General features: G+C 62.9%; 26 protein-coding genes and 1 pseudogene. 18 read left to right on the top strand and 9 right to left on the bottom strand.

Annotation, left to right across the window (positions count from 1 at the left end):
• Nucleotides 1-485: FCD domain-containing protein (locus EOB36_RS26555; protein ID WP_164897623.1), on the top strand; the 485-nt coding region annotated here is incomplete at its 5' end.
• Between the two features lie 45 nt (nt 486-530).
• On the opposite strand, the gene EOB36_RS26550 is transcribed toward EOB36_RS26555, so the two are convergent.
• Nucleotides 531-818, bottom strand: a complete 288-nt coding sequence (locus tag EOB36_RS26550; protein ID WP_095482934.1) for a DUF3175 domain-containing protein — start codon at nt 816-818, stop codon at nt 531-533.
• A 236-nt stretch (nt 819-1,054) separates the two neighbouring features.
• Here EOB36_RS26550 and EOB36_RS26545 point away from each other — a divergent pair, with 236 nt between their 5' ends.
• The 15 genes and pseudogenes from EOB36_RS26545 to EOB36_RS35385 all read left to right on the top strand — a co-directional run.
• Nucleotides 1,055-2,227, top strand: a complete 1,173-nt coding sequence (locus tag EOB36_RS26545; protein ID WP_128286053.1) for an MFS transporter — start codon at nt 1,055-1,057, stop codon at nt 2,225-2,227.
• A gap of 267 nt (nt 2,228-2,494) precedes the next feature.
• Nucleotides 2,495-3,466, top strand: a complete 972-nt coding sequence (locus EOB36_RS26540; protein ID WP_127205348.1) for a squalene cyclase — start codon at nt 2,495-2,497, stop codon at nt 3,464-3,466.
• A 314-nt stretch (nt 3,467-3,780) separates the two neighbouring features.
• Nucleotides 3,781-4,104: a metalloregulator ArsR/SmtB family transcription factor gene (locus EOB36_RS26535; RefSeq protein ID WP_095482933.1), complete on the top strand. Its 324-nt coding sequence runs from the start codon at nt 3,781-3,783 to the stop codon at nt 4,102-4,104.
• Nucleotides 4,101-4,511 (top strand): SRPBCC domain-containing protein, encoded by a 411-nt coding sequence (locus EOB36_RS26530; RefSeq protein ID WP_095482932.1) that lies wholly within the window; start codon nt 4,101-4,103, stop codon nt 4,509-4,511. The genes EOB36_RS26535 and EOB36_RS26530 overlap by 4 nt, the downstream gene beginning before the upstream one ends.
• Nucleotides 4,512-4,639: 128 nt before the next feature.
• Complete coding sequence (locus EOB36_RS26525) at nt 4,640-4,855, top strand: hypothetical protein (protein ID WP_095482931.1); 216 nt, start codon at nt 4,640-4,642, stop codon at nt 4,853-4,855.
• A gap of 237 nt (nt 4,856-5,092) precedes the next feature.
• Nucleotides 5,093-6,121 (top strand): LacI family DNA-binding transcriptional regulator, encoded by a 1,029-nt coding sequence (locus EOB36_RS26520; protein ID WP_095482930.1) that lies wholly within the window; start codon nt 5,093-5,095, stop codon nt 6,119-6,121.
• A 298-nt stretch (nt 6,122-6,419) separates the two neighbouring features.
• The gene (locus EOB36_RS26515; RefSeq protein WP_128286052.1) at nt 6,420-7,544 is read left to right on the top strand and encodes a sugar ABC transporter substrate-binding protein; all 1,125 of its coding nucleotides are present in this window, start codon (nt 6,420-6,422) and stop codon (nt 7,542-7,544) included.
• Between the two features lie 71 nt (nt 7,545-7,615).
• Nucleotides 7,616-9,208: a sugar ABC transporter ATP-binding protein gene (locus EOB36_RS26510; protein WP_245329740.1), complete on the top strand. Its 1,593-nt coding sequence runs from the start codon at nt 7,616-7,618 to the stop codon at nt 9,206-9,208.
• Nucleotides 9,205-10,185 carry an ABC transporter permease gene (locus tag EOB36_RS26505; RefSeq protein ID WP_095482928.1) on the top strand — a complete coding sequence of 327 codons (981 nt, stop codon included), beginning with the start codon at nt 9,205-9,207 and terminating at the stop codon, nt 10,183-10,185. The genes EOB36_RS26510 and EOB36_RS26505 overlap by 4 nt, the downstream gene beginning before the upstream one ends.
• Nucleotides 10,182-11,168, top strand: a complete 987-nt coding sequence (locus EOB36_RS26500; RefSeq protein ID WP_128243212.1) for an ABC transporter permease — start codon at nt 10,182-10,184, stop codon at nt 11,166-11,168. Before EOB36_RS26505 ends, EOB36_RS26500 begins: the two co-directional genes overlap by 4 nt.
• A 70-nt stretch (nt 11,169-11,238) precedes the next feature.
• Nucleotides 11,239-11,724, top strand: a complete 486-nt coding sequence (locus tag EOB36_RS26495) for a gluconokinase (protein WP_095482927.1) — start codon at nt 11,239-11,241, stop codon at nt 11,722-11,724.
• Between the two features lie 274 nt (nt 11,725-11,998).
• Nucleotides 11,999-12,340, top strand: coding sequence for a metalloregulator ArsR/SmtB family transcription factor (locus EOB36_RS26490; protein WP_095482948.1), 342 nt, complete (start codon nt 11,999-12,001; stop codon nt 12,338-12,340).
• Nucleotides 12,337-13,263: an SRPBCC family protein gene (locus EOB36_RS26485; RefSeq protein ID WP_127205344.1), complete on the top strand. Its 927-nt coding sequence runs from the start codon at nt 12,337-12,339 to the stop codon at nt 13,261-13,263. The genes EOB36_RS26490 and EOB36_RS26485 overlap by 4 nt, the downstream gene beginning before the upstream one ends.
• A 222-nt stretch (nt 13,264-13,485) precedes the next feature.
• Nucleotides 13,486-14,034 (top strand): dihydrofolate reductase family protein, encoded by a 549-nt coding sequence (locus EOB36_RS26480; protein WP_127205343.1) that lies wholly within the window; start codon nt 13,486-13,488, stop codon nt 14,032-14,034.
• Nucleotides 14,035-14,138: 104 nt separating this feature from the next.
• A pseudogene (locus EOB36_RS35385) lies at nt 14,139-14,237 on the top strand (IS5/IS1182 family transposase); the annotation flags it as partial.
• 111 nt (nt 14,238-14,348) lie between these two features.
• Here the strand turns inward: EOB36_RS35385 and EOB36_RS26470 are convergent.
• Together EOB36_RS26470 and EOB36_RS26465 are read right to left on the bottom strand one after the other, a co-directional pair.
• Nucleotides 14,349-14,798 carry an Rrf2 family transcriptional regulator gene (locus EOB36_RS26470; RefSeq protein ID WP_006202816.1) on the bottom strand — a complete coding sequence of 150 codons (450 nt, stop codon included), beginning with the start codon at nt 14,796-14,798 and terminating at the stop codon, nt 14,349-14,351.
• Between the two features lie 251 nt (nt 14,799-15,049).
• On the bottom strand, nt 15,050-16,036 hold the full coding sequence (locus EOB36_RS26465) for a sulfate ABC transporter substrate-binding protein (RefSeq protein WP_127205342.1): 987 nt from the start codon (nt 16,034-16,036) through the stop codon (nt 15,050-15,052).
• Nucleotides 16,037-16,307: 271 nt separating this feature from the next.
• Here EOB36_RS26465 and EOB36_RS26460 point away from each other — a divergent pair, with 271 nt between their 5' ends.
• Both EOB36_RS26460 and EOB36_RS26455 read left to right on the top strand, forming a co-directional pair.
• Complete coding sequence (locus EOB36_RS26460; RefSeq protein ID WP_127205341.1) at nt 16,308-16,589, top strand: DUF1778 domain-containing protein; 282 nt, start codon at nt 16,308-16,310, stop codon at nt 16,587-16,589.
• Nucleotides 16,589-17,065 carry a GNAT family N-acetyltransferase gene (locus EOB36_RS26455; RefSeq protein ID WP_095482921.1) on the top strand — a complete coding sequence of 159 codons (477 nt, stop codon included), beginning with the start codon at nt 16,589-16,591 and terminating at the stop codon, nt 17,063-17,065. The genes EOB36_RS26460 and EOB36_RS26455 overlap by 1 nt, the downstream gene beginning before the upstream one ends.
• A gap of 67 nt (nt 17,066-17,132) precedes the next feature.
• Here EOB36_RS26455 and EOB36_RS26450 read toward each other — a convergent pair whose 3' ends face one another.
• From EOB36_RS26450 to pbpC, 6 genes are all read right to left on the bottom strand, one after another.
• Nucleotides 17,133-18,173: a sulfate/molybdate ABC transporter ATP-binding protein gene (locus EOB36_RS26450; RefSeq protein ID WP_128286051.1), complete on the bottom strand. Its 1,041-nt coding sequence runs from the start codon at nt 18,171-18,173 to the stop codon at nt 17,133-17,135.
• A gap of 68 nt (nt 18,174-18,241) precedes the next feature.
• The gene (gene cysW, locus EOB36_RS26445; RefSeq protein ID WP_127205340.1) at nt 18,242-19,126 is read right to left on the bottom strand and encodes a sulfate ABC transporter permease subunit CysW; all 885 of its coding nucleotides are present in this window, start codon (nt 19,124-19,126) and stop codon (nt 18,242-18,244) included.
• Nucleotides 19,119-19,970, bottom strand: a complete 852-nt coding sequence (gene cysT / locus EOB36_RS26440; protein ID WP_095482918.1) for a sulfate ABC transporter permease subunit CysT — start codon at nt 19,968-19,970, stop codon at nt 19,119-19,121. Before cysT ends, cysW begins: the two co-directional genes overlap by 8 nt.
• 32 nt (nt 19,971-20,002) lie before the next feature.
• Entirely contained in the window at nt 20,003-21,031 is a 1,029-nt protein-coding gene (locus EOB36_RS26435; RefSeq protein WP_095482917.1) for a sulfate ABC transporter substrate-binding protein, read from the bottom strand.
• A 244-nt stretch (nt 21,032-21,275) separates the two neighbouring features.
• Nucleotides 21,276-22,001, bottom strand: a complete 726-nt coding sequence (locus EOB36_RS26430; protein WP_127205339.1) for a M15 family metallopeptidase — start codon at nt 21,999-22,001, stop codon at nt 21,276-21,278.
• A 1-nt stretch (nt 22,002) separates the two neighbouring features.
• On the bottom strand, nt 22,003-23,966 hold a 1,964-nt coding region (pbpC, locus tag EOB36_RS26425; protein WP_128286050.1), incomplete at its 5' end, for a penicillin-binding protein 1C.

Raw genomic sequence — 23,966 nt, 5'->3', positions numbered from 1 at the left:
GCTGGGTCGAGCCAAAAGAGCGCTGGACCCTGCTCGATCGCGACGTGCTCGCCTGGTACGCGACATCGCCCGACCGAGAGGTGTTCCTGAAAACGGTGCAGGAGTTCCGCCACATCATCGAGCCGGAAGCGACCGCCTTTGCCGCGATGCGGCGCACGGACGAGCAGATGGCCGAGATCAGCCAGGCCTGCCGGGAGATGCGGGAGGCGACGACGCTGCAGGAGCGCACCCGCGCCGATACGCGTTTTCATCTGGCCATCCTGCGTGCCTCGGGCAACGATCTCCTGGTGCCGCTCGGCGTTCTGATCGAATCGGCTTTCGATCATCTGTTCGCCTATACGACGCGGGAGCTGGACGATTTGCAGCATGCGCAGAAGCTGCACGAGGCGATCGAGAAGAGCATCCGCCTGCAGCGGCCGGATGCGGCGCGCAACGCGGTCCGCAAGCTGTTGGCCAACACCGACGGCGTCATCAAGTCGCGCTGACAAAGCGCGTCGGATGTCGCGCCCGCGAAGTTTCCTGCCGGCGCCTTAGTCTTCTCGCGGACGCCCAAACGCTGCGCGCAGTTCGTCCTTGGCGTCCTCCAGCACTTTCTTCTGCTTGGCCGGCAGGTTCTTACCGGCACGGTTGATGTAGAAATTCAGCATCGACATGGCGGACTGGAACGGCTCGGCCTTGCGCCGATCGCTGTGCTCGGCCGATCGCTTGAGCGAGGCCGCGATCTTCTTGGGGTCGTGGGATTCGAAGACATGTTCCTCGAGGTCCAGCGCATCGCTGTGCTCGTTCACCTCGGCCGACCATTTCCTTTTCGCGGTCATGACAACCTCCTTCCATCGGTGAGTTAATGGAAAACTCCGGGACGGCGGCCACTGTTCCATTTCAGCTTAAATCCCTGGAGCCACGGATTGCGTGATGTGGCGCTGCACGGCGCCACGAATGTGCCGATAGTGGTGTTGAACCGGTCGATTTTGCAGAACCGCGGACAGGAAACGCCTTGATCACAACCGTCTCTAGCCAGGCAAGCAGCCCCGGCATCGACAGCGCCTATGCCTGGATGCGGCTCGGCATCTCGATGCTGCTGTCGACGATCGGCGGTGTCGGCATGTGGGCGGTGGTCGTGGTCCTCCCCGCCATGCAGGCGGAATTCGGCGTCGATCGCGCCGCCGCGTCGATGCCCTATACCGCGACCATGGTCGGCTTCGCCGTCGGCAATGTTGCGATCGGTCGCGCCATCGACCGCATGGGCTACTGGATACCGGCGCTCATTGCCTCGGTGGCGCTCGGTGCCGGTTTCCTGCTGGCGTCGCTGACCACCTCGGTGCTGCAGTTCACCCTTGTCCAGGGTGTTTTGATCGGCGTCGGCACCTCGGCGATCTTCGGGCCGTTGATCGCCGACATCTCGCACTGGTTCAACCGCCGGCGCGGCGTCGCGGTGTCGGCTGCCGCTGCCGGCAGCTATCTCGCCGGGGCGATCTGGCCGATGGTTATGCCCTATATCATGCAGAGCGAAGGCTGGCGTTTCACCTATGCCGCGATCGGTGTCGTCTGCCTCGTGACCATGGTGCCGCTGATCCTGCTGCTCAGGCGCGGCACACCACGCGCCGCCATTTCCGGTTCACCCGGCAGCCGGCCCGTCCAGCCGATATCGCTGTCGCCGGCAGCCCTGCAGGTGCTGCTCGTCGTCGCCGGCCTTAGCTGCTGCGTGGCGATGTCGATGCCTCAGGTCCATATCGTCGCCTATTGCATGGACCTCGGCTATGGCGTTGCGCGGGGCGCCGACATGCTGTCGATCATGATGGCGGCGGGCGTCGTCAGCCGGCTGGCGTCCGGCTTCCTTGCCGATCGCATCGGCGGCGTGAAAACCCTGCTGATCGGCTCGGTGCTGCAAGCCTTGTCGTTGTTGCTCTACATCCCCTTCGACGGGCTCGCCTCGCTTTACGTCGTCTCGCTGGTCTTCGGCCTGTCGCAAGGCGGAATCGTGCCTTGCTATGCCATCATCGTGCGGGAATACATGCCGGCCCGAGAGGCCGGCCAGCGCGTAGGCATCGTCATCATGGCGACGATCTTCGGCATGGCGATCGGCGGCTGGATGTCGGGCTGGATTTACGATCTGACCGGTTCCTATGCCGCCGCGTTCCTCAACGGCATTGCCTGGAACCTGCTGAACATAGTGGCCATGGTGCTGCTGTTGTGGAAGGCGCGGCGCAGCGCCGCCGCGATGGCCTGAAGCGGAGAACGGACCCGAGACTTGCCGCGCCTGGCGAAGGCAGAGCCGGCGAGCAAGGCATAAAAAAAAACCCGCCTCAAGGACGGGTTGCTGGCGCAAATCAGCACCATGCCCAAATATCTAGCATATCTGCCGTCATTTAGCAACGGATCGCGAGTTTGGGTTGGTGTCTCAGTTCGAATTTCGCCCACCATTGCAGACGTCGGCTGTGCCTACTAGCGATGCACGCTGTAATGTTGATTTTAAGTTGGCAACTGGACGGCTCGGATGACTGCCGCAGGCGATGTGATTGCTTGGCTTCTCGATTCCGACCCAGCGATCCGCTGGCAGGTGATGCGCGACCTCCTCGATACTCCGGTACCGGAGTGGGCGGCTGAACGGGCCAAGATCGAAACCATTGGCTGGGGAGCCAAGCTTCTGGCTTGCCAAGATGAGGACGGGCAATGGGCGGCAGGCTCTTTTGTCCCGCGCGGTTTCAAACCTCAAGACTGGGAAAAGTTCGGCCAGCCTTGGACGGCAACAACCTTCTCGCTCTCGCAGCTTCGCGAGTTTGGTTTCGACCCATCGTCGGATCGTGCGAAGCGGATCGTCGAGCTGGTTGGCCTCAACTCGCGCTGGGATGAGGGTGGCCAGCCCTATTGGGAGGGGGAAGTTGAAGAGTGCATCAACGGGCGAACTGTTGCTGATGGTGCATATTTTGGAGCCGATATTTCATCCATTGTTGTTCGGCTGCTTGGCGAGCGTCTCGATGACGGCGGTTGGAATTGCGAGAGGGCCAATGGTTCGATCCGCTCGTCGTTCCACACCACGATCAATGTGCTGGAAGGGCTGTTGGAGTATGAGAAGGCGACCGGCGGCACATCCGAATCCAGAGAAGCTCGCCAATCTGGAGAGTCGTTCCTTTTGGAGCGTAGCCTCTTCCGACGTCTAAGCTCGGGAAACCCTGCGGACGATCAGTTTCTGTGTCTCCATCACCCCAACCGCTGGCATTACGACATACTGCGTGCGCTGGACTATTTCCGTTCCGCGTCCATGCTTACTGGTGCCGAACCTGATCCGCCGCTTGCCGACGCCATCGCCCGCCTCCGCTCCAAGTGCCTGGCAGATGGCACTTGGCCCCTCGACTGGACTCCTAAAGGGCAGGTATGGTTCGAGGTCGACGCCGGCCCGGGCAAGCCGTCCAAGTGGGTGACCCTCCGTGCAATGCGGGTGCTCAAATGGTGGAAGCAGCGCGCATAAAATCGTTCAGTGGAGGACTGCCGTCCACTCAACGGCGAGGTAGAACGCTCGGAGACTGTACGGAGGCCAGATGCTTTGGCCGGCTTGGGTTGCGCCATCGACCTTCATGGAGCTTCCCAAACCTGCCGTTCCCGCTACGACCTGATGCTACCCCGAGTGGAAGCTTGCTGATTAATCGATAGCAGTCCGCAATCGGTGGTAGCAAGACATGGCCGGCGGCTCCTGTGACGCTGCTGCCGGTCCACGTTCCTGCTTGACTTACACATATCTCGTCGGTTATTGGTTCATCAATAGCCAATGAGTTATCGATCGCGATGCCGCAGCCCCACGAAATCCTTTTCAGAACGCTTGCCGATCCGACGCGACGGGCCATCTTCGAGCGGCTGTGTCGCGATGGAGACCAGACGGTCGTGGCCCTGACGGCTCGGGCCGGGGTCTCGCAACCGGCCGTGTCAAAGCATCTTGGGGTGCTGAAGCAGGCCGGGCTGGTGCGCGACCGCCACGAAGGCCGCAACACGCACTATAGCGCGGAGCTCGGCGCCTTGGCCCCGCTGATCGACTGGACAAACCAAATGACCGGGTTCTGGAAAAGCCGGTTCGACGACCTCGAGGATCTGCTCAAAAGGATGGACCAATGACCAATACTGCGACCGAAACGCGCTCCGTCGTTGTCGAACGGGAGGTCGCTTTTCCGCCGGAAAAGATTTGGCGCGCGCTCACGCAATCGCACCTGATCGAGGAGTGGCTGATGAAGAACGATTTCAAGCCAGATGAGGGTCACCGTTTCAATCTTAGCGCGGACTGGGGGGCGGTCGACTGTCAGGTCCAGGCAGTCGAGCCCAACAAGTCGCTGTCCTACAGCTGGGATACCAAGGATCTCAAAAGTGTCGTCACGTGGACGCTCACCCCTACGAGCACAGGGACCCATCTGCGCATGGAGCAGATGGGTTTCCGGCCGGATCAGCAACAGTACTACCAGGGCGCAAAATACGGCTGGCAGCGGTTCTTTGCGAACCTGGAGCAGGTCCTGGCGCGGATAGAGTGAGGCGCGCCGGCACCAACAGGCATCTGCGAAGAACGCAATGGCCAACAAGACGTCCATCAAATCAAACAAGGTTGCAAGGCCAAGCGGGTCGCCCGATCCGCTTCGGCTCGTCTTCAGGGGAGGTCCTCATGAACTGGATTCGGCAATTCCACCGCTGGCTGTCGATCATTTTTACGGCGGTCGTCGCCGCCATCTTCATCACGTTGGGCGTAGGTGTGGAGCCCGCCTACTGGGTATACCTGATGCCGCTGATCCCGCTCGCCTTGCTCATGCTCAGCGGTCTGTACTTGTTCGCGTTGCCCTATGCCGACAGGTGGCGCAGCAGCAGACGACGCACGGCATAGAGGCGATGGACGAGAAGACACCTGCAAATCCACCCACAGCCGAAATTCAAACTGAGACCTACGCGAGTTCGATCAGCAGTCCTGGCCCGTTCGCTTGACAATGGGGTAAGGCTGCGCGACGCCAGGCGGCAGCCATAATCTCTGGCAAGCATGGGTTGGCATGGCGACAGTGGCAAAGACGCTGAATAGCATTTCGCGGCCGCGCTTCGGCGAAGGTGCGACGTTCGGGGCAAGGCTGTGACCAAACCGCGCTCGCGCCGCGGCGGCGGCCGTCCGACCATCGCCGACGTCGCGCGCAAGGCCGGTGTCGGCGCCATCACTGTATCGCGCGCCCTGCGTGAGCCGGAGCGTGTCTCGGAAGATTTGCGCCGCCAGATCCAGGCGGCCGTCGATGAGCTCGGCTATTTGCCCGACCCGAATGCGCGAGCGCTGGCTTCGGCGCGCGCCGAAGTCTTTGGCGTGCTGGTGCCGTCGCTCACCAACAGCGTCTTTGCCGAAGTGCTGCGCGGCATCTATGACAGCCTGTCCGACAGCTCCTACCGCATCCAGCTCGGCAACACCCATTATTCCGGCCTCGAGGAGGAACGGCTGCTGCAGGTTTTCGGCCCGCAGCGCCCCGCGGCGCTGATCGTGGCGGGCATCGACCAGACGCCAATTTCGCGAAGACTGCTCGAGACGGCGGGCTGCCCGGTGGTGCAGGTCATGGAGACCGGCCCTGATCCGGTCGACATGATGGTCGGCTTCTCGCATTTCGACGGCGGCAAGGCGGCGACGGAGCACATGATCGAAATGGGCTATCGCCGCATCGGCTTCATCGGCGCGCGCATGGACCCGCGCTCGCAGCGGCGTCTGGCCGGCTATCGCGCGGCGATGGAGGCGGCCGGTTTGTTCGACGCGCGGCTGGTCACCACCACGCCGGTGCCGTCCAGCGTGACGCTCGGGCGCGAACTGTTTCGCGACGCGTTGGCCAAGGTGCCGACGCTCGACGCGGTTTTCTGCAACAATGACGATATCGCGCTCGGCGTGCTGTTCGAGTGCCATCGCGCCTCGATCGCGGTGCCGAAGACGATCGGCATCACAGGCTTCAACGATCTCGACATGATGGAAGTGGCTTTTCCATCCGTCACCAGCGTCCGGACGCCTCGCTACGAGATCGGCCGGCGGTCGGTCGCCATGGCGCTGGCGGCGATTGCAGGCAGGCGGCCGCAAGAGCCGGTCGTCGACCTCGGCTTCGAGCTCAAGCGCCGCGAGAGCACGGCCCGCTGAAAGCGCTTTGCAGGCGTTGCGAAATGCCGCTTTACACTACGTCATGGTAGCGCTACCGTCCGCCTCTGGGCGAAACTCGCGGCAAAGACCGAAGTTTGTTTATTATATATAAGCGACAGCTCATCCTTGTTTATTATGTATAATATGATAGTTTTTACTTCGGTTGCCGTGCGGCAAGGGAGGAGATCGGGTCGGCATTCGGCCACCTGAAACAGCGCGACGGGCAAGGCGGGAGGTGCCGGGCCAAACGCGCGAGACGCGTAAGAACAATCAGAAACTGCAACTGGGAGGAATATCGATGATCAAGTCACTCGTTGGTGGCATCGTTGCCGCCACTGCATCCGTCATGCTGAGTTCGTCGGCGCTCGCCGAACCCGAAATCGTCACGGGCCCGTCCGCCGAGCCGGACTGCTTTGCGCCATGGGCCGCCGATACGCAGTTCTTCAAATTTCCTAAAAAGGAAGGCCCATACCGCATTGCGCTCGCCAATGGCTACATCGCCAACACCTGGCGCATCCAGATGGTGCAGACGGCGAAGGCCTATGCGGCGCAGCCGGAGGTCGCCGCCAAACTGAAAGAATTCAAAGTCGTCTCGACCGGCGAAGACGTGCCGGCGCAGATTTCGGCGATCAACAACTTCATCGATTCCGGCTATGACGCGATCGTCGTCAACGCGCAGAATCCGACGGCTTTCGGACCGGTTATCAAGCGCGCCAAGGAAGCCGGCGTCGTGCTGGTCGCTTTCGACAATATTCTCGACACCAAGGACGCCATCAACGTCAATGTCGACCAGAAAGGCCTTGGCGAGTTGTGGGCCAACTGGCTGATCAAGCATATTCCCAATGGTGGCAAGATCCTCGAGGTGCGCGGCGTTGCCGGCACGTCGGTCGACACCGACCGCCACAATGGCATCCACGAGGTCCTCGATGCTTCAGGCAAGAAGTGGGAGGTCACCGAAGTCGTCGGCAAATGGGATGATGGCGTGGCGCAAAAGGCCTCGGCCGACGCGATCGCCACTAACGGTCCCTTCGACGGCGTCACCGGGCAGGGCGGCGACACCGGCATCGTCCAGGCGATGATGGATGCCAAGCATCCGTTCGTGCCGTTCGGCGGCGAAACGGAGAATGGCTTCCGCAAATTCTGCGCCAAGTTTGCCGCAGACGGGCTGAAATGCTCGTCGGCCGGAACCGGGCCCGCCCAGGTGGCGGTCGCCATCAAGACGGCGATCGCAGCGCTCGAAGGCCAGGTCATCCCGCAAGCGGTGAAGCTGCCGCTGGCGATCGTCGAGGATCCGAACTTCAAGGAAGGCCAAGACTATTTCCCCGACCAGTCCGACAATTTCTTCGTCGGAAATTCCTTCCCGACCTGCGGCATCAATTTCACCGCGCAGGAAATCATGGGCCAGAGCAAGGAAAACCAATAGAGTGATCGCTCGGCGCCTCGGGATAATCCCGCGGCGCCGGTCCCGAAAAACAAGCGCCTTGGGAGGGGCCGATGGACGGTGCGGTTCCGCTCTTCCGCATGGAGGGCATATCCAAGCGCTATGGCGGTGTGCGGGCGCTGGAAAAGGCCAAGCTTTCGGTCACGTCGGGCAGCATCCACGCCATCCTCGGCGAAAACGGCGCCGGCAAATCGACGCTGATCAAGGTCATGGCCGGCGTCGTCGCGCCTGACGAAGGCCGCATGATGCTGGACGGAAGCGAGGTGACCTTCGCGTCGCCGGCCGCTGCCAACCAGGCCGGCATCGTCTGCATCTTCCAGGAACTGTCGCTCGTCCCCGAACTCAGCGTCGCCGATAACATCGTTATTTCCGATCCGCCCAAGCGCTTCGGCATGATCGACCGCAAGGCGCAGCGCCGCATCGCGGAGGAGGCGCTGGCGCGCGCGGGCGCCGCCGACATCCACCCGCTGGCGTTGGTCAAGGACCTTCCTCTTTCAAGAAGGCAGATAGTCGAGATCGCCAAAGCACTTGCCAGGAAGCCTCGCATCCTGATCCTCGACGAGGCTACCTCGGCGCTCACCGCGGCCGACGTCGCCAAGATATTCGGCGTCTTGAAGCGGCTGCGCTCGGAAGGGCTGGCGCTGCTCTACATCTCGCATCGGATGAACGAGATCGCCGAGCTGGCCGACCAGTGCACGGTGTTCCGCAACGGCCGCAATGTCGCCAGCTACGCTGCAGGCACGAAGAGCGACAACGAAGTCGTCGAGCTGATGATCGGCCGCGAATACAGCCACATCTTCCCACCAAAACCGGTGCGCGCGCCGGCCACCGCCGCTCCGGTGCTGGAGGCGCGAAAACTGTCCTGGACCGACCGGTTGGACAATATCTCGCTGTCGGTCGGGGCAGGCGAGGTCGTCGGTCTCGGCGGTCTCGACGGCCAGGGTCAGCGCGAATTGCTGCTCGCCTTCTTCGGCGTGCTTCGCGGCCTCAGCGGCCAGATATTGATCGATGGCAGACCGGCGACCATCGCCAGCCCGGCCGCGGCGCGCGATGACCGGATCGGCATGGCGCTGATCCCGGAGGATCGCAAGACGGAAGGCCTGATGCTGCCGATGACGGTACGCGAAAACCTCTCCTTCGCAGCGCTCGACCGGCTTTCCAGGGCGGGCATCATCGACCGTGCCGCCGAGCAGCGGCTGATCGACGACATGGTCGCTCTGCTGGCGATCAAGACGGCAGGCCTCGATATTCCAGTCGGCGCGCTGTCCGGCGGCAACCAGCAGAAGGTCGTCATCGCCAAATGGCTGATGCGGCAGCCGCGCATCATCCTGCTCAACGACCCGACGCGGGGCATCGATGTCGGCACCAAGCAGGAGCTCTATCAGCTGATGCGCAAGCTCGCCGACCAAGGTGCGGCGATCCTGTTTTACTCCACCGACTATGACGAGCTGATCGGCTGCTGCGACCGGGTGCTGGTGCTCTATGACGGGGCGGTCAAGCGCGAGCTGGTCGGCGCCGAGATCACCGAGCGGGCGCTGATCGCCAGCGCACTCAACATCCATGGCGAAGAGATGGCTGTCAGAGGCATGGCGAAGACGCCAGCCCGAGGCATGGCGAAAACGCCAGCCCGAGGAGCGGACGCGTGAAGGACTGGCGTTACTGGCTTGCCGAACAACGCGGAACGCTGCTGGCGTTCGGCATCTTCATCGTGATGTTCACGATCTACACCTCGAACCATCCGGCGGGCTTTACCGCCAATGTCGTGCAGACGGCCTCGAACAAGGGCGTGCTGCTCGCCTTCGTCGCCATGGCGCAGACGCTGGTGGTGATCACCGCCGGCATCGACCTTTCCGTCGGCATGATCTTTCTGCTGACCAACTGCCTGGCCTCATGGCTGGTCGTCGGCACCGGTATCGAGACCGCCTTCGGCGTCGTCGCGGTGCTCGGCACCGGGCTGCTGTGCGGGGCGATCAACGGCGCCATCGTCATCTACGGACGGCTGCAGCCGATCGTCACCACCATCGCCACCGGTGCGGTCTATTACGGCATCGCACTGCTGCTGAGACCCTTCCCGGGCGGCTCGGTCAACGAGGATCTCGCCGACGCGCTGACCGGGCGGCTGTTCGGCGTGGTGCCGGCGAGCCTGGTGGTGCTGCTGGCCGTCGTGCTCGTCGTCTGGGTGCCGTTCAGCCGCTCGGTGCTCGGCCGTGCGGCCTACGCGGCCGGATCGTCGGAGATGGCCGCCTACATGTCCGGCGTGCCGATCCGCCGCGGCAAATTCGCCGCTTATGCGCTGGCCGGCCTGCTGGCCGCGATCGGCGGATTGTTCCTGACCTTCTTCACCTATACGGGCGAGGCGGCCTATGCCAGCGGCAATGCCTATACGCTGTTTTCCATCGCCGCCGTGGTGCTTGGCGGCGTCTCATTGTTCGGCGGCAAGGGCAGCGCCATCGGCGCGATTTTTGGGGCGCTCGCGTTTCGTACCATCGGCGACCTGCTCTTCGTCTTCGATTTCGATCCACTCTGGCAGCCGCTGTTCCAGGGCGTCATCCTGCTGATCGCGGTCAGCCTCGGCGCCTTCGCCCTGTTCAGGGTCCGCAACCGGCTGGAGTGGTTCCTGTGAGCGAAACGATAACAGGCGGCATCGCCGGACGCATGCCGAAATTCATTCGCCGCGCCGACCCCGCGGTGCTGACCGCCTTCGCCTGCATCGTGCTGCTGCTGTTTGTCGGCAGCCTCTATTCGCGCAGCTTCCTGTCGCCGGAATATCTGCTGCAGCAGCTCAAGGTCGCCTCGTTTCTCGGCGTCATCGCCACTGGCATGATGCTGGTCATCCTGCTCGGCCAGATCGACCTGTCGGTGCCGTGGTCGGTGGCGGCAGGCGCGATGATGGCCTGTGCGGCGGCCGCCTACGGCCCGGTCGGCGTGGCGCTGGCGATCCCGTTCGGCATTTTCTGCGGTGTCGCGATCGGCATCGTCAACGGTATCGGCGTCGCTTATCTGCGCATTCCCTCGATGATCATCACGCTCGCCACCAACGCCGTCGCGCAAGGGCTGATGGTGGTCTATACGGGCGGCTTCTCGCCGCAGGATTCGGCGACCCGGGCGATGCGCTATCTGGCGACCGGCTTTGCCATTCCGGGCGTGCCCAACGCCGTCATCATCTGGGCGCTGATCGGTGCTGCGATGGTCTTCGTGCTGACCCGCACCGGCTTCGGCCGCACGGTCTACGGCATCGGCAACCGCGAGCGCGCCGCCTACCTCTCCGGCATCGACACGCGGCGCGTGGTGCTGATCGCCTTCGCCGCGTCCGGCGGCCTCTCGGCCTTCGGTGGCGTGCTTCTGGCCGGCTACGCCTCCAAGGCGGCACAGTCGATGGGCGATGCCTATCTTCTGCCGTCGATAGCAGCGGTCGTGCTTGGCGGCACCTCGATCCTCGGCGGCCGCGGCTCCTATCTCGGCACCGTCGCGGGCGTCATCCTGATCACGCTCCTGCAATCCATCCTTTCGGTCATGCAGATGCCTGAGGCGGGGCGGCAGATCATCTACGGCGTCGTCATCGTCGCCATGCTCCTGCTTTACGGCCGCGCGCCGGCCAGCCGCTGACCGCATCGTGGACGAAAAGGCAGCACAATTGCAGAGGGATCCCGTCCGGTCCGCACCGGCCGTCGTGGTGATGGGCGTTGCCGGCTGTGGCAAGTCGGCCGTCGGCGAAGCGCTGGCCGCAGCGTTGGGCGCCATCTTCGTCGAGGGCGACAGGCTGCATCCGCCGGAAAACGTCGCGCGGATGGCAAGCGGTGAGCCGCTGACCGACGCATTGCGTGAAGGCTGGCTCGACGCGATCGGCCGGCGCATTGCGGGATCGGTCGGCGATGGGCAAGGTGTCGTCGCCGCCTGCTCGGCGCTGAAGCGCAGCTACCGCGAGCGCCTGCGTGGCTTTTGCCAGGATATCGTTTTCCTCTATCTGGAAATCGATCCAGCGACCGCCAAGCAGCGCGTCGGCTCCCGCCAGGGCCATTTCATGCCGGCAAGCCTGGTCGACAGCCAGTTCGCCACGCTTGAAGCGCCGGCAGCCGACGAGAACGCAGTGACGCTCGATGCGACGCGCCCGATCGCCGACATTGTCGCCGACGCCGTGAGCCTGTTCGAGGCGAATTCATGAGCCGGCTCGCCGGCGCGGCTCTCGCTTTCAGGGTGCCAGTCCGTGAACCCATAAAACGCGAACGGCTGAGATTGGTGGGAAGCGGACTGGCGGCTTCAGGAATTTGTCTTCGATTGCAGGCATCGGCCTGCGCTCGCATCGCTGCGAGCAACTTCTCAGCGGAATCGGCAATGTAAGCCGCCTACTCCGAGAACTCGGCGCGTTGGGAAAAAAACTTAGCGACTTGACGAAGTTTTCGCTTGCGCCACCGGAAAAGTGGTCGATAGTTAGCGACATGGCTAAGCATTATCCCGATCTATCGCTGCTCTTCCACGCTCTGGCCGATCCGACCCGTCGGTCGATCCTGACTCGACTCGCCGAAAGGCCTGCGCGGGTGACGGATTTGGCTGGTCCGACGGGACTGCGTCTGCCCACGGTGATGCGGCACCTTTCTGTGCTGGAGGAGGCTGGGTTGATCTCCACCTCCAAGGACGGGCGGATACGCACCTGCGCCATCGTGCCCGAGGCTCTGGACCCAGCGCGGACATGGCTCGATGAACAGCGGGCCATCTGGGAAGCTCGGCTCGACCGGTTGGACGCATTTGTGATGAATGTGATGAAGGAGCGCGCAGAATGACACAGAACCTCGCTACAAACAGTGCGACCCATGCGGTGCCTGATGAAAGGAAGGGCCGCTTTGCGACGCTCACCTTCGAACGGGACGTGGGCGCGCCACTGGCCGTACTATGGGAGGCATGGACGGCTCCGGCCGCGCGGGCGATCTGGGCTGCGCCATCGCCCTCGGTCACCGTGGAGTTCTTGGAGGTCGATACCAGGGTGGGTGGACGCGAGGTCTCGCTCTGCAAGATAGAGGGCCATTCGGACATCCGCTGCGAGTGCGGCTGGCTGGCGTTGCAGCCGGCGCTGTGCAGCGTGAACTACGAGGTGGTCTCGTCCGAAGGCGTGACGCAATCAGCAGCGCTGGTGACAGCCGATTTCGAAGGTGCGGACGAGCGCAGCCGGTTGGTCGTGACGGTGCAGCTTTCCTCGCTGGCGGAGGACATGGAGGCAGGCTATCGGGAAGGCTTCGGCGCGGGACTAGACAACCTCGCGGGCGCGGCTGAACGGGCCATGGTACTGCAGCGGGTGATTCAGGCGCCGCGGTCCATCGTGTGGGGCGCGTGGATGAACCCTGAAACGCTGCCGCAATGGTGGGGGCCGGAAGGCTTCTCCTGTCGAACGAAGAGGATCGACTTGCGAACGGGCGGCGAATGGGTATTCGACATGATCGCGCGTGACGGCACGGTCTTCCCGAACCACCATCTCTATAACGAGGTCCGGCCCGAGGAGAGGATCGGCTATACGCTGCATTGGGGCGAAAACGGGCCGAAACATGCCGACGCCTGGGCCTCGTTCGAGGATCAGGACGGGGCGACGAAGGTAACGCTGGGCATGGTATTCAGCACGGCTGCCGAGTTCCAGGAGGCGAAGGGCTTCGGTGCCGTGGAGCTGGGACTGCAAACTCTGGGCAAACTGGAACGCTTCGTCGCATGCCGCTGAGGTGCTGCGACTCGCCCCGAATTAGGCTTGTGGACGAGGTCCTCATCCGTGTCGCGCCCGTCCTCATCGGCGACGGCATCCGCCTCTTCAGTCAGAAGGCATGGAGCCGGTCAGGCTGGAGAAGACCGAGATCTCGGAAGCGGGGCAAATCACCAACATGCGCTTCCGATTCGCGGGATAGGGCCGAGAATTCACAAAGGGATACACGAAGAGGAGGGTTCTATGAGAAAACTGATCATATGGGACATGGTGACCGTCGACGGCTTCTTCGAAGGTCCGGACAGGGACATCAGCTGGTTCGTCTTCGAAGAAGAACTTGAGAACTACATTCGTGAGACCCAGGAAAAGGCCGACACGCTGATCTTCGGTCGCGTGACCTACGAGCTCATGGCAGCCTATTGGCCGTCCGAGCAAGGCTGGATCGCGGATTTCATGAACAAGATCGAGAAGGTGGTCTTCTCGCGCACGCTGAAAAGCGCCGCCTGGAACAACACGAAGCTCTTCAACGGCAATGTCGCGGAAGAAGTCTCCAAGCTGAAGACCAGGGACGGCGGAGACATCTTCGTGTTCGGCAGCGCCGACCTCACGGCGACCCTGATGGAGCACGGCCTGATCGACGAGTATCACCTCGGGATCAACCCCGTCATTCTCGGGAGAGGCACGCCGCTCTTCAAGGGCGGCCCGAACCGGACACCCCTGAAGCATCTGGAGACGAGGACGCTCAAGTCAGGTGTTGTCATCCTCCATTACGCGCCGGAGAGCAGACAATGACGATCGATCCGCTCTTTCCCGTCAACTAGGCTTTGCCGAAATGGGAGGGCCTGGGGAAGCGGCGCGCTCCAGACGATCGCCGGCCAAGGGGCGCAGCCGCCGTCGACCGCTTCGTGCGATGGCGGAAGGCAGGCGTGCGGGGCCGACTGATGGAGTGTATCACGGCTGCGCACGACGGCGAGATCCAGATGATCGACAGAACCTTCCGTTCGCGCCCACCAGCAGGCTGTGACAGCAAAAAAGGAGGTCCAGATCATTGTCTCGGTCAATGCGGCTTTGGCTCCGCGCTTATGAGTCTACGGCCTAAATTTAGATTAGATCTGCGACGTCAGTTCGACCGGAAAATCGTCATTGTCGGCATCGCGCATGGCGGCGAGGCTGCGATTGTCCAGCACCTCGGCGATCGCCTGGCGCACCTCCAGCATCATGTGCCTGACCTGGCAGGTCGCCTCGTCGCAATCCTCGCAACGCTGGTACTGCGTGCGGCTGGCGCAAGGGATCGGCGCCAGCGGCCCGTCGAGGACACGCACGACATGGCCGATCTTGATCTCGGAGGCCGGCCGCGCGAGGCGATAGCCGCCCTCCTTGCCCTTGCGGCTCTGGACGAAGCCGGCATTGCGTAACTCGCCCAGAATGGCATCCAGGAATTTCTTCGGGATGTTGTTGGCGACCGCAATGTCATTGACGAATGCGAGCTGGCCGACCGGCAGGCCGGACAGATGCACGAGGGCCTTGAGGCCGTATTTGCCTTTTTTGGTCAGCATGCCCGAGTCAACCCATGAAGCCCCAACCACCCGCGTCTGGCGGCTGTTTGTGTGCAAATCATGACGGTTGAGCCTTGCGATGCCGTTCGCGCAGACAAGCCGCCTGCTGACACATTGCGCGCAAACGCGTTGATTCTTCGTAACGTTTTTGGATGGCAGGCGCCCGGAAAGCGGGAAATCACCTTTCCGGAGCGAAAAACGAAGAAAGCCGGCAAAAGCCGACTTTCGTTTCAGTTCGAAGATCGCTTGCTTCAGCGACTGCCGTAGGTCTGGTCGAGCAATCCGCCCGCGGCGAAATGCTCGGCCTGGACCTTGGCCCAGCCGCCGAAGACATCTTCCACCGTCAGCAGGCGGACATCGGGAAACTCAGCCGTGTATTTGGCCGCGACCGCCGCGTCGCGGGCCCGCAGGCCGTTGCGGGCGGCGATGTCCTGGCCCTCCGGCGTATAGAGGAAGTCGAGATAGGTCTTGGCGAGATCGCGTGTGCCGTGCTCGTCGGCGACCGTGTCGACGATCGCCACCGGAAACTCCGCCAACAGGCTGACCGAAGGCGTCACCTGCTCGAACTTGTCCTCGCCATACTCCCTGCTGATGCCGCGGGTTTCCGACTCGAAGGTGATCAGCACGTCGCCGATTTCGCGCTGCACGAAGGTGGTGGTGGCGGCGCGTCCGCCGCTGTCGAAGATCGGCACGTTGTTGAAGAGTTTGGTGACGAATTCCTTCACCTTGGCGTCATCGCCCTTGAAGGCTTCCTTGGCGTAGGCGGTGGCCGCGAGATAGGTGTAGCGCGCATTGCCCGACGTTTTTGGATTGGGGAAGATCACCTGGACGTCGTCGCGCACGAGATCGTTCCAATCCTTGATGTTCTTCGGATTGCCGGCGCGCACCAAAAAGGACGGCAGCGAATAGAAAGGCGAGGCGTTGTCGGGGAAGTCTTTTTGCCAGTCGGCGGAGATAAGACCCTTCGAGACCAGAAAGTCGATGTCGAGGACCTGGTTGAAGGTGACGACATCGGCGCCGAGCCCCTCGGCGATGGCGCGCGCCTGCGCCGACGTCCCGGCATGCGACTGATCGATGGTGACGCCGGGGTGCCCAGCGATGAAGGCCTTGTTGACCTGCGCAAACAATTCGCGGCCGACATCGTAGGACGCGTTCAGCAGTTTGTCGGCCGACCAGGCTTGGGAGGATGCCAGGAACAGACCGGCCAATGTGGCGACGCCAAGCAAAAATCGCTTCATGAAAACGGGCTCCTGAAAATGTCGTTTGTCGAATGCGGCAGAATAATCGGACGATGCCCGAGACGACGAGGCATGCAAGCCGGATCTATGGTGTTGCTGTGAGAAAAAAGATTGCCGAGACAGCCCATTGCTAGGATTTTCTTCCAAGCAGAGTCATTTCGGTGTGTTCCCGCCACACCGCCGGTGCTTTTCCAATCACCTTCCTAATGAGGCAATGAAATAGATACACATTGTGTATGCGGAGTGTTATGGTGGGAAAGAGGAGTCCTCAATGACAAAAACTGCACCTGAAACCCACGCCAAGCCTGTCAATCTGCGCATCCGAGAGGATGTGCGAGTTCTGATTGACCGCGCCGCGAAAATACGCGGTAAAACCCGCTCCGATTTTATGATCGATGCCGCCTACCGCGCGGCCGAGGACACGCTGCTCAATCAAGCGCTGATCAAGGTCGATCCCGAGAGTTACCAACACTATCTCGACATTCTTGACGAGCCACCGAGCGGCGAAGGTTTTGCACGCCTTATGAATGCGCCCAAGCCCTGGCAGGGCTGATGCTGTCGGCGCCCACGCCTCTTGCCGACAACCACGATCTCGAACTATTCCAAAGCGGGACCGAGAGCCTGGATCAATGGCTTCGCCGCAGGGCGCGGGCCAACCAGGTCAGCGGCGCGTCGCGCACTTATGTCGTAACGGAAGGCGTGCGCGTTGTCGGCTACTACTGTCTGTCCTCGGGTGGGCTTGATCTTGCGGAAGCGCCAGGCGCCATTCGCCGCAACATGCCGGATCCCGTCCCTATGGCTGTCCTCGGGCGTCTCGCCGTGGACGCAAGCTGGCAAGGGAAGGGGCTAGGCGCAGCGCTCTTGCAAGATGCCGTTCTGCGCACTGGCCATGCCGCGACGATCCTCGGGATTCGCGGCATTTTTGTTCATGCCATATCGGCTGAAGCGAAAGCTTTCTATGAGCACTACGGCTTTGCGGCTTCCCCAAAAAATCCGATGACCCTGGTGCTCTCGCTAAAGGCGCGTTGAAAGGTAGTCGATGTCGCTCAGCATGAAGAGGCGACCACCATCAGCCGGATTCACCATCGCCTTGCGGCTAAGCGGCCGGAAAAAGCTTCCAGCGCCGCGGCCGGAACGCCACCCGGCTTTTCTGCGCCGCTGGGTGGTCGACGGGCAGCTCGATCTCGACCCGCTGACGCTCGCCGCCGATTTCGAGCTCCACGCGTCTGGTGCCGGCGACGCGGCGGCTGGCGGCGACCGTGCCGGCGATGCAGCCATTGCATTCGTCCACCAGCTCGACATCGTGCGGGCGGAAGAACAGCGTCGCTTCGCCTCGCGGCGCCTGTGGCGCGGAGAGGCCGATCGGGCGATCGGCGATCCAGACCTGGCCGTCCTCGACCTTGACGGGAAGCGAGCTCGATTCGCCGATGAAGCCGTAGACGAAGGGCGAATTCGGCGTGTCGTAGATTTCATCGGCGGTGCCGACCTGCTCGATGCGGCCCTGGCTCATCACCACCACGCGGTCGGCAAGCTCCAGCGCTTCTTCCTGGTCATGGGTGACGAAGACCGTGGTGTGGCCGGTGGCGTCGTGGATGTCGCGCAGCCAGCGCCGCAACTCGCGGCGGACCTGGGCATCGAGCGCGCCGAACGGCTCGTCCAGCAAAAGCACAGCCGGTTCGATCGCCATGGCGCGGGCAAGCGCCACGCGCTGGCGCTGGCCGCCCGAAAGCTGCGCCGGATAGCGTTTTTCCAAGCCGGAAAGCTGGACGAGGTCGAGAAGCTCGGAGGCCCGGCGGCGGATTTCCTGCGCGGACGGGCGTGTCGGCCCGTGCCGGACCTTGAGTCCGAAGCCGATATTATCGGCGACCGTCATATGGCGAAACAGCGCATAGTGCTGGAAGACGAAGCCGACATTACGCTCCTGGATCGACTTTTGCGACGCGTCCTCCTCACCGAAGAATATCTTTCCCCTCGTCGGTCGCTCCAGTCCGGCGATCAGCCTGAGCAGCGTCGTCTTGCCGGAGCCGGAAGGCCCGAGCAGCGCGATCAGCTCGCCGGACTTGATGTCGAGCGAAACATCGTGGAGGGCCGGAAACCGCTCAAACTCCTTGCGCACGTTGGCAACGCGAACTTCCATCAACCGTCCCTTTTTTGTCGATGCATGTCGTTATCCCAAAACCGCTATACACTTTTGGGCAACAGGCATTAATGTCCGCGCGTCGCGGCGATCTCGGCGCCGTAGCGCATTTCGAGAAGTGTTTTCAAGACCAGCGTGACGAGCGCCAGGCCCGCGAGTAGCGAAGCGACGGCGAAGGCGGCGGCGGCGTTGTACTCATTGTAGAGGATTTCGACATGCAGCGGCATGGTGTTGGTCAGCCCGCGTATGTGGCCGGACACCACCGACACCGCGCCGAACTCGCCCATGGCGCGGGCATTGCACAACAGCACGCCGTAGAGCAGCCCCCATTTGACGTTGGGCAGCGTCACGTACCAGAAAGCCTGCCAGCCATTGGCGCCGAGCGACAGCGCTGCCTCCTCGTCGCCATTGCCCTGTTCCTGCATCAACGGGATCAGTTCGCGGGCGACAAAGGGGAAGGTGACGAAGATGGTGGCGAGCACGATGCCCGGCACGGCAAACAGGATGACGATGCCATGCGCCTTCAGCCAGGCGCCGAGCAGGCCTTGCGCGCCGAACAAAAGCACATAGACCAAGCCGGAAATGACCGGCGAGACCGAAAACGGCAGGTCGATGAGCGTGGTCAGGAAGGCCTTGCCCTTGAACTCGAATTTGGCGATCGCCCAAGCGGCGGAGATGCCGAAGATGACATTGAGCGGCACCGAGATCGCCGCCACCAGCAGTGTCAGATGGATCGCCGAGCGCGTGTCTGGGTTGGTCAGCGCCTCCGTGTAAGCGCCGAGACCTTTTGCGAAGGCTTCGTTGAAGACGACGATCAGCGGCAAGAGCAGGAAAATGCCGAGGAAGGCAAAGGTCACGATCATCAGCACGGCTTTCGCCGGGCGGCTTTCGGTCACTGCCGCCGACTGGCTTTCGTGGTGCGGTGCGTAGGATTTGATCTCCGGATCAGCCATAGCGCTTGCGGCTCCACGTCTGCACGAGATTGATGACCAGCAGCATCACGAACGACAAAGCGAGCATGATTGCCGCGATCGCGGTCGCCGCCGCATAATTGTATTCCTCCAGCCGGATGACGATCAGCAGCGGCGCGATCTCGGATTTGTAGGGCAGGTTGCCGGCGATGAAGATGACGGAGCCGTACTCGCCGACACCGCGCGCGAAAGCCAGCGCGAAACCGGTGACGATGGCGGGCGCGAGGCCCGGAAGCAGAACCCGGGCGATTGTCTGGAAGCGGTTGGCGCCGAGCGTCGCGGCCACTTCCTCCACCTCCTTGTCGATCTCTTCCATGATCGGCTGGACGGTGCGCACGACAAAAGGCAGGCCGATGAAGATCAGCGCGATGACGATGCCGAGCGGCGTGTAGGCGACCTTGATGCCGAGAGGTGCCAGCAGGCTGCCGAGCCAGCCATTCGGCGCGTAGAGCGTGGTCAGCGCGATGCCTGCGACCGCCGTCGGCAGCGCGAAGGGCAGGTCGACCATTGCATCGACGATGCGGCGGCCAGGAAAGTTGTAGCGCACCAGCACCCAGGCGACGATCGTGCCGAAGACGACATTGACCGCGGCGGCAATGAAAGCGGTGCCAAAACTGATTTCAAGCGCGTTGACGGTGCGGCGATCGGTGGCGATCGCCCAGAAATCGGCCCAGCCGAGCGCGGCCGATCGCCAGATCAGCCCGGAAAGGGGGATGAGGATGATGAGCGTGAGGTAGGCAAGAGAGAAGCCGAGCGTCAATCCGAAACCCGGAATGACGCTCGGCTGTCTGAACCGCCACCCCGCTTTTGCGGGTGCTGTGGTCATGTCGTCCTGATCTAGAGTCTAGCTTGTTAGGCCTACTGGGCCGGCTTGTAGATCTGGTCGAATATACCACCGTCGCCGAAATGGTAAGGCTGCGCCTTCTTCCAACCGCCAAAAAGTGGATCGTCGATGGTGATCAGCTTGATCTCCGGCAGTTTGGCGAGGTCCTCCGCCGGCACCAAATCGGGCTTCGACGGGCGATAGTGGTTCTTGGCGATCAGCGTCTGGCCTTCCTTGGAGTAGAGATAGCCCAGATAGGCTTCGGCGACTTTTCGCGTGCCCTTGGCATCGACGTTGGCGTCGACCACGGCGACCGGCGGCTCGGCCAGGATCGAGGTCGGCGGGTAGACGATGTCGAAATTATCGGCGCCGAACTCGTCGAGCGCCAGATAGGCTTCGTTTTCCCAGGCCAGCAGCACGTCGCCCAGGCCCTTTTGCGCGAAGGTCACCGTTGAGCCGCGCGCGCCGGTGTCGAGCACCGGAACATGGGCGTAGAGGTTGCCGACGAATTCCTTGGTCTTGGCCTCGTCGCCGCCATCCTTGGCGTTGGCATAGGCCCAGGCGGCGAGATAGTTCCAGCGCGCTCCGCCCGAAGTCTTGGGGTTCGGCGTGATCACCTGGACGTCGTCCTTGACGAGGTCGCCCCAGTCCTGGATGCCCTTCGGATTGCCCTTGCGGACAAGGAAGACGATGGTCGAAGTGTAGGGCGCCGAATTGTTCTCGAACTTGGTCCGCCAGTCGGGATTGATCTTCTGCGATTTCGAGACGATGGCGTTGATGTCGCCTTCGAGCGCCAGCGTCACCACGTCGGCGTCGAGGCCGTCGATCACGGCGCGGGCCTGCGCGCCCGACCCGCCATGCGACTGCTGGACGGTTACCGTCTCACCGGTCTCGGCCTTCCAGTGGGCGACAAAGGCCTCGTCGAATTGCTTGTATAGCTCACGCGTCGGATCATAGGACACGTTGAGAATGGTGGTATCGGCAAACGCGAAACCGAGTGTTCCGAATTGGACCGATGCAGCGACAAGGGCGCCGAGCAGTTTCCTGAAATGAGGATTGGTCATTTACGCCTCCGTTGAGATCACCTCAAATCTACCGAATTGGTAGAAATTAGATGCACTCAATGTTGCTTTTTTTGTCCCTCAGAAGCAATTTTTCGCTGATCTTTGGCCTCACGAAGAAATTCTTTCCTCTCGACGCCGGGGTGCAGAATCCGGGCTCATGAAGCGATCTATCTAGAGACAGGTCGCGCCTCGGCAATGGCTGGATGTGATCTAGGCGCGATTTGCTTTCGCGGTGGCCACAGGTTCAGTCGGCGGTGACGAGAAAATCGAAGCGCTGCTTTGGAAATGGCTCGTTTTTCAGCGTGAAGTGCCACCATTCGCGCGGATAATTCCTGAAGCCGCCGGCGCGCATGATCTCGACAAGCCTCTTGCGGTTTGCGGTTGCTTCCTCGGCGAGCGGACGGTGCGCCGTTTCACTCATTGGGTCGAAACAGTCAAAGCCGGTGCCGAAATCGAGCATGTCGGCATCTGATACACCGCAGGCCGGTTTCGGGGTGTCGGTGTTGCGGTCGGCTCGCGCGATGGCGACATCGACGGTCGAGCCGCGCGAATGGGTCGACAGTTCGCCGATATAGCCCTTGGCGATGAGGTCCTTGCGCTTGACCGCCGGATACCATTGCGGGTCGGGTGGTCCGCCTTCCATGGTCCATTCGCCCATATCAGAGACCGCGCGCGCCGGGCGGTAGCAGTCGAAGACGACCAGCGTGAGGCTCTCCGCGGCAATCGCTTTCTGGACGCGGGAAAGCGCTTCCGCCGCTCGCCCGGTGAGTATGCATACCGGCGCGTCGTAGCCGGTCGCCTTGCGGTGCAGGAAATTGTTTGTGCCGGCATAGCGGATGTCCTGCCGGATGGTGCGGTCAACGTCGGCAAGGCGGACGAAGCCGGCGGGGAGGTCTGCGGAAAAGACGGGGACAATACCGGCAGCCAACAGCGGGGCGCAAAACGCAATGCGCTGAATCGCTTGGCGCATTCTATTCAACGAACACTTTCACGCTGGCCGCGCGCCCGGCCGCGTCGATCACGGTCAGGGTCGAATAGCCGGCGCCGTCCGGCTGCCAGGTCGCGGTGCGTCGCCGGTCGATGCCGATCAGTGGCTTGCCATTTGCCAGCCAGCGGAACGGCGCGCGGCCACCTTGCAGCTTCAGCACCAGTGGCGAGGCTTCGGCGGTAGTGGTGTCGAGATCGACGCGGGCGCCGTCAGGCGGAAAGATGATCGTCGGCGCGGGCTCGGTCGGCGTCGCCTGCACCAGCCCATCGGCGCCAGAACCGAAGCGCGCCAATGTCACCGGCAGATCGTCGCGCCTGGGTCTGACCACGCCGGCTGGCCGGCTTGGCAGTTGCACGGCGGCCAGACCGGCGCGGACAAAGCCCTCGAACAGGATGGGTGCGGCCGAGACATAGCCGGACAGGCCGGGCACCGCGCCGGCATCGGGACGGCCGACCCAGACGCCCAGCACGTAACGCCCGTCGAAACCGACCGACCAGGCATCGCGGTAGCCGTAGGAGGTGCCGGTCTTGTAGGCGATGCCGCGCTGGGCCGCACCTTCGGGCGGCTTGACGCCCGACAATATGTCGGTGATCTGCCAGTTCGCCTGATCGTCGAGGATGGTAGTGGTGGAGCGTTTGGCATTGGCCGGCTCGGTGCCGTCACGCAGGGTATGCGCCTTGCCGCCATTGGCAAGCCCTGCATAGAGCTGGACGAGGTCGCGCAGCGTCACCCCAACGCCGCCGAGGCCGATGGCGAGACCCGGCGCCTTGTCGACGGGCAGGATCGGCGTGACGCCGGCCTGCCGGAAGCGCGCGAGCAGCCGCGCCGGCCCGACCGCGTCGAGCACACTGATCGCCGGCACGTTGAGCGACAGTTGCAGCGCCTGCCGAATGCTGACGTCGCCTTGGTAGCCCATGTCGAAATTCTTCGGCCGATAGCCCCCGAAATCCGTCGGACTGTCGTCGATCAGCGTTTCCTGCGCCACCAGTCCCTGCTCGAAGGCGAGCCCGTAGATGAACGGTTTCAACGTCGAACCGGGCGAGCGGACGATCCTGGTCATGTCGATCCAGCCGGAGCGGCTGGCGTCGAAGAAATTGGCGGAGCCGACCTCGCCAAGGATGTCGCCGGTGCGGGCGTCGGCCAGCACCATGGCGACCGACAGGCGGGGCCCGAGCCTGGTGGCGGCATCCCTGGCCACCTGTTCCAACCCTTCCTGGACGCTTTTGCGGATCGTCAGTTGCAGCTTCTGGCCGGGGACGGCCCTTGGCAGCATCGCATAAGCGGCATGGGCAGCGAGCGCCGGCAACGTGCGGCGGATGGCGGAAACGTCGTCGAGCGCAGCACGTGCGGCTTCGCGCTCGCCAAGCAGGCCAGCTGAAACCATGCGCGTCAGCACCCGGTCGCGAGCGGCGTGAGCGATTGCGAGATTGCGGTCGGGCCGGCGCTTTTCGGGTAGTTGCGGCAGCGCGACGAGCAGAGCCGCCTCCGAGACCGTCAGCCGCTTCGGCTCCTTGCCGAAATAGGCCAGCGCGGCGGCGCGCACGCCTTCGAGATTGCCGCCATAGGGCGCCAGCGTCAAATAGCGTTCGAGGATCTCGCGCTTGGTGAGCCGCCGCTCGATCTGCAGGGCGCGCAGCATCTGCTTGACCTTTGAGCCAAAGCTGCGGCTGTCGCGCGGTTCGGCCAGCCGGGCGAGTTGCATCGACAGCGTCGAGCCGCCGGAGACGATACGGCCATTGGTCGCGAACTGGCCGGCGGCGCGGGCCAGCGCCAGCACGTCGACGCCTTCATGGTCCCAGAAGCGCTTGTCCTCATAAGTGACCAGCATGTCGACGAACTGCTTGTCGACCTGGTCGAGGCGGGTGGCGAGCCGCCAATAGCCGTCCGGCGTGGCGAAGGCGCGCAGAAGCTGGCCGTCGCGGTCGAGCACCTCGGTCGACACAGTGG

Origin of the sequence: Mesorhizobium sp. M6A.T.Cr.TU.017.01.1.1 (assembly GCF_004023115.1) — a bacterium.
Lineage (GTDB): Bacteria > Pseudomonadota > Alphaproteobacteria > Rhizobiales > Rhizobiaceae > Mesorhizobium > Mesorhizobium mediterraneum.
The sequence above is the reverse complement of the archived record's forward strand: the minus strand, read 5'-3'. Positions and strand labels throughout refer to the sequence as shown.

Coding starts and splice junctions, on each gene's coding strand:
- EOB36_RS26525 (WP_095482931.1), top strand. CDS start 4,640: ATGAACTGGATTCGGCAATTCCACCGCTGGCTGTCGATCATTTTTACG.
- EOB36_RS26550 (WP_095482934.1), bottom strand. CDS start 818: ATGACCGCGAAAAGGAAATGGTCGGCCGAGGTGAACGAGCACAGCGAT.
- EOB36_RS26470 (WP_006202816.1), bottom strand. CDS start 14,798: ATGCTGACCAAAAAAGGCAAATACGGCCTCAAGGCCCTCGTGCATCTG.
- EOB36_RS26430 (WP_127205339.1), bottom strand. CDS start 22,001: ATGCGCCAAGCGATTCAGCGCATTGCGTTTTGCGCCCCGCTGTTGGCT.
- EOB36_RS26450 (WP_128286051.1), bottom strand. CDS start 18,173: ATGGAAGTTCGCGTTGCCAACGTGCGCAAGGAGTTTGAGCGGTTTCCG.
- EOB36_RS26435 (WP_095482917.1), bottom strand. CDS start 21,031: ATGACCAATCCTCATTTCAGGAAACTGCTCGGCGCCCTTGTCGCTGCA.
- EOB36_RS26460 (WP_127205341.1), top strand. CDS start 16,308: ATGACAAAAACTGCACCTGAAACCCACGCCAAGCCTGTCAATCTGCGC.
- EOB36_RS26480 (WP_127205343.1), top strand. CDS start 13,486: ATGAGAAAACTGATCATATGGGACATGGTGACCGTCGACGGCTTCTTC.
- EOB36_RS26535 (WP_095482933.1), top strand. CDS start 3,781: ATGCCGCAGCCCCACGAAATCCTTTTCAGAACGCTTGCCGATCCGACG.
- EOB36_RS26510 (WP_245329740.1), top strand. CDS start 7,616: ATGGACGGTGCGGTTCCGCTCTTCCGCATGGAGGGCATATCCAAGCGC.
- EOB36_RS26530 (WP_095482932.1), top strand. CDS start 4,101: ATGACCAATACTGCGACCGAAACGCGCTCCGTCGTTGTCGAACGGGAG.
- EOB36_RS26545 (WP_128286053.1), top strand. CDS start 1,055: ATGCGGCTCGGCATCTCGATGCTGCTGTCGACGATCGGCGGTGTCGGC.
- EOB36_RS26515 (WP_128286052.1), top strand. CDS start 6,420: ATGATCAAGTCACTCGTTGGTGGCATCGTTGCCGCCACTGCATCCGTC.
- cysW (WP_127205340.1), bottom strand. CDS start 19,126: ATGGCTGATCCGGAGATCAAATCCTACGCACCGCACCACGAAAGCCAG.
- EOB36_RS26540 (WP_127205348.1), top strand. CDS start 2,495: ATGACTGCCGCAGGCGATGTGATTGCTTGGCTTCTCGATTCCGACCCA.
- EOB36_RS26495 (WP_095482927.1), top strand. CDS start 11,239: ATGGGCGTTGCCGGCTGTGGCAAGTCGGCCGTCGGCGAAGCGCTGGCC.
- EOB36_RS26465 (WP_127205342.1), bottom strand. CDS start 16,036: ATGAAGCGATTTTTGCTTGGCGTCGCCACATTGGCCGGTCTGTTCCTG.
- cysT (WP_095482918.1), bottom strand. CDS start 19,970: ATGACCACAGCACCCGCAAAAGCGGGGTGGCGGTTCAGACAGCCGAGC.
- EOB36_RS26485 (WP_127205344.1), top strand. CDS start 12,337: ATGACACAGAACCTCGCTACAAACAGTGCGACCCATGCGGTGCCTGAT.
- EOB36_RS26490 (WP_095482948.1), top strand. CDS start 11,999: ATGGCTAAGCATTATCCCGATCTATCGCTGCTCTTCCACGCTCTGGCC.
- EOB36_RS26455 (WP_095482921.1), top strand. CDS start 16,589: ATGCTGTCGGCGCCCACGCCTCTTGCCGACAACCACGATCTCGAACTA.